This is a genomic window from Shewanella sp. TC10, assembly GCF_009663145.1.
Lineage (GTDB): Bacteria > Pseudomonadota > Gammaproteobacteria > Enterobacterales > Shewanellaceae > Shewanella.
This window is the reverse complement of record NZ_VKHR01000107.1, coordinates 1-3,545: the sequence shown is the minus strand read 5'-3', so window position 1 is coordinate 3,545 and position 3,545 is coordinate 1. Positions and strand designations below refer to the sequence as shown.

Annotated in this window: 2 protein-coding genes and 2 pseudogenes; 1 reads left to right on the top strand and 3 read right to left on the bottom strand. The window is 40.2% G+C overall.

Features of this window, described 5'->3' with window-relative positions; translation table 11 throughout:
* A pseudogene (locus FNZ24_RS21980) lies at positions 1–133 on the bottom strand (nucleotide exchange factor GrpE); the annotation flags it as partial.
* A 98-nt stretch (positions 134–231) separates the two neighbouring features.
* Between FNZ24_RS21980 and nadK the strand changes: the two are divergent.
* The gene (gene nadK, locus FNZ24_RS21195; protein ID WP_153916784.1) at positions 232–1,110 is read left to right on the top strand and encodes an NAD(+) kinase; all 879 of its coding nucleotides are present in this window, start codon (positions 232–234) and stop codon (positions 1,108–1,110) included.
* Between the two features lie 160 nt (positions 1,111–1,270).
* Here the strand turns inward: nadK and FNZ24_RS21190 are convergent, their stop codons facing one another.
* A complete protein-coding gene (locus FNZ24_RS21190) occupies positions 1,271–2,335 on the bottom strand; it encodes a CobW family GTP-binding protein (protein WP_153916782.1) in 1,065 nt (354 codons plus the stop codon).
* A gap of 64 nt (positions 2,336–2,399) precedes the next feature.
* Positions 2,400–3,545: pseudogene (locus FNZ24_RS21185) on the bottom strand (DEAD/DEAH box helicase); the annotation flags it as partial.

Genomic DNA, 3,545 nt, shown 5'->3' with positions numbered 1-3,545 from the left:
CTTCAATTTTAAGATTAGCTTGAGTTAACTCATCAACTTCTTGTGTTGCTTCAGCAGCTACTTCTGTTTCAACATCAGTGATTACTTCTGCATCAATTACTTCTTGATCTGGTTTATTCGACTCGTTGCTCATTTTCACTCCAGCTAAAAATGCTTTGTTTCTGATTACTATGGGCATATTATGGGGATCAATTTCTTTGTTTCAAGCCTTTGAGCAAATCAAATACTAATATGACCAAAAAGTTTCAAACAATTGGCCTTATCGGCAAACCACATCACCAAGGTACAAACCTCACACTGAAGCGTTTGCACCATTGGCTGTCTATGCAAGGTTTTGAGATTTTAGCCGAAGAGCGTGTGGCTTCAGAGCTCAAAGTAGATATCGAATCTGTTGATTTAACTGAATTAGGTGAGCGTTGCGACTTAGCTATTGTGGTGGGTGGTGACGGTAATATGTTAGGTGCCGCCAGAGTATTAGCCAGGTTTGATATTGCTGTCATCGGCGTTAACCGTGGCAACCTAGGTTTTTTGACTGATTTACCCCCAGACAACTTTGAAGAATCATTATCCAAAGTGTTAGATGGCCAATACGATACTGAGTACCGTTTTTTACTGGAAGCCGAAGTTCATCGCCACGGTATGCTGAAATCCAGCAATACCGCAGTTAACGAAGCAGTACTTCACCCCGGTAAAGTTGCACACATGATTCAGTTTGAGGTTTATATCGATGATCAGTTCATGTATAGCCAGCGTGCTGATGGAATGATTGTATCGACACCTACAGGCTCTACTGCTTATTCTTTATCGGCAGGTGGCTCTATCCTCACTCCTAACTTACAAGCACTCATTTTAGTGCCAATGTTCCCGCATACATTATCGTGCAGACCTATAGTCGTGGATGCTAGCAGCACCATTAAGCTCGTAGTATCACCAGATAATGGCGAAAACTTAGAAGTGAGCTGTGACGGTCATGTTCATTTATCAGTATTACCCGGCGATGAAATTTTAATTAGTCGAAGTGAAGACAGATTAAGAATGATCCATCCTAAAGGGCATAATTACTTTAATGTGTTACGGGCTAAACTCGGTTGGGGAAGCAAACTTTTTTAGTCAATCGACGCAAACAGGCTTTGAATAAACCTGTTATTTTTAATGTTTAAAAAGCTGATGTGAGAACATCAGCAAGACATGAAGCGTTTATGAAAGGGATTAGTTCTGAAAAGTAATCCCTTTCAATTAAATGACTATATCAAGCTTTATTTGTACTAGCTCAGACTTGATATAAGCAGGCTAACAGTAATTTAGTAAGCTGGCTTTCAACTAATGGCGATAGTGCAATAATCTCCATTCGAGAATCCATGGTTTCATCCAATTCCATTACAGAAAGTTTACCATCCACCATATTAAAGCCCGCTATACCCTCTTCTGTAATCATTACTGCTTTCAATCGAACAATGTTTTGCTCAATAAAATGATTCGCTAAACTTATCAATGCATCAAAATCAAAACATAATTTAGGTTCAAAAACCCAACCTATACTATACGCGCCCTCACCTTCATTTTCTTTAAACCAAAAACCATCCTGGTTAAACTCGATAACCTGAGGTTCTTCGCCTAGGGATGAGGAAGGCGAAAATATCGAAGGTGAGTTGCTAGCGAGAAGTGATTTATTGCCTGTCACTGAGCGCATCACTTGTGGCTTACGCTCTTTGACAATAAACGGTTTGTTAAGGCCTTCAAACAAATGCTGTATCGAAGTATCACTCGCTGAGCTGATTAACGATTTAGTCTGGTCAAATCGCGCTAAGAATGCACTGAGGTTTTTAAGTTCATTTTGCTGGTATAAATCCACTTTACTGGCATAGACGATATCGGCTACTTGCATTTGCTGATTAAAGTTATCATTTTTACTGTATTGTTCATCTAACACTTTGCGGGCATCAACCACACAAACAGTTTGATTCACTTTTAATACTTGTTGATTAAACTCATTAGTGAGCACTTTTAAAATTTCAGCTGGATGGCCTAAACCTGTAGGCTCAATGAATAAACGATCTGGCTTCGCTTTTTGAATCAACTGATTAATAGCTACTTGGGTTGGAATACCCGCGGCGCAGCATAAACAACCGCCTGCGACCTCTTTTATCACAACCTGTTCAGAAGAATTAGTACCACCAATTAAGCCCGCATCAATACCGATTTCACCAAATTCATTTACCAGCACCGCCCATGTTTCATTTTCTGGTTTAAGTCTGAGTAATGACAGAATAAGACTCGTTTTACCCGCGCCTAAAAAACCAGTAATAATATTGGTATTAATACGTTTAAGGATCACACTAAGACTTCCTTGTATTTTTGAGACTCAAATTCAATTTTATTAGCTAATGCTATACAGCGGGCTACTTTGCCTTTTTAGCGTATTTACCTTGACGAGTTGGCTTTGATTTATCATTACCGCGATTACCACTTGGTCTTTTATGCTTAAAGGACTTCTTAGGTTTTACAGCCTCGACTTCACGGTATCTTGCAGGTAAAGGTGCACCAACTTCATAACCAGGTTGAATATGCACTTCTATTTGAGTATTGATTAACGCTTCAATATCACTTAATAGTTCCATTTCATTCTGAGCCACAAGCGATATAGCTTGGCCCGTTAAACCTGCTCGTCCTGTGCGGCCGATACGGTGAACATAATCTTCAGGCTCTGGCGGCAACTCAAAATTAATCACCAAAGGTAGCGCTTCGATATCTAGCCCTCTTGCAGCTAAATCAGTCGCAATCATTACTCTTAGCTTGCCTGATTTAAACTCCTCGAGCGCTCTGTTTCTCGCGCCTTGGGTTTTATCCCCATGAAATACTGCCGCTTTAATGCCGTCCAACTTTAATTCTTTTAATAGATGTTCAGCCGTTTCTTTCATGCTGGTAAATACCATTACTTGCTGCCAATTGTTACGCCCAATTAGCTCAGACAACAATTCTGCTTTACGTCTTTTATCTACCTGAAATACCGACTGAGAAACAGTGTCAGCCGTGGTTTGATTTGATACGTGAACAAACTCAGGCTCATTGAGCATTTTTGCAGCAAGACTTTTCACAGCTTCTGAGTAGGTTGCTGAGAACATCATGGTTTGATGTTGACGATTGACTAAGCGCTTTACCTTTTCAATATCTTTAACAAAGCCTAGGTCCAACATACGGTCAGCTTCATCAATCACTAAATGAGTAACAAATGATAAGTCCAAATCATGTTGGCCTATGACATCAAAAAGTCGGCCTGGGGTTGCCACTAAAATATCAACGCCTTTAGCTATTGCTTTGCGTTGAGGGTTAATGCTGGCGCCCCCGTATACAGCCACACTCTCAAATGGTAGAAACTGCGCATAATTGACAATATTTTGTTAAATCTGGATTGCGAGTTCTCGCGTTGGCGTCATGATTAATACTCGAAGCCTTTGCCAAGCAGTTTTATTGTCTTGCTCTTCAAGTTGCTGCTCTAGAAGTGACAACAAAGGTAAAACTGCTGCTTTCTCATTACCTTTGTTGTC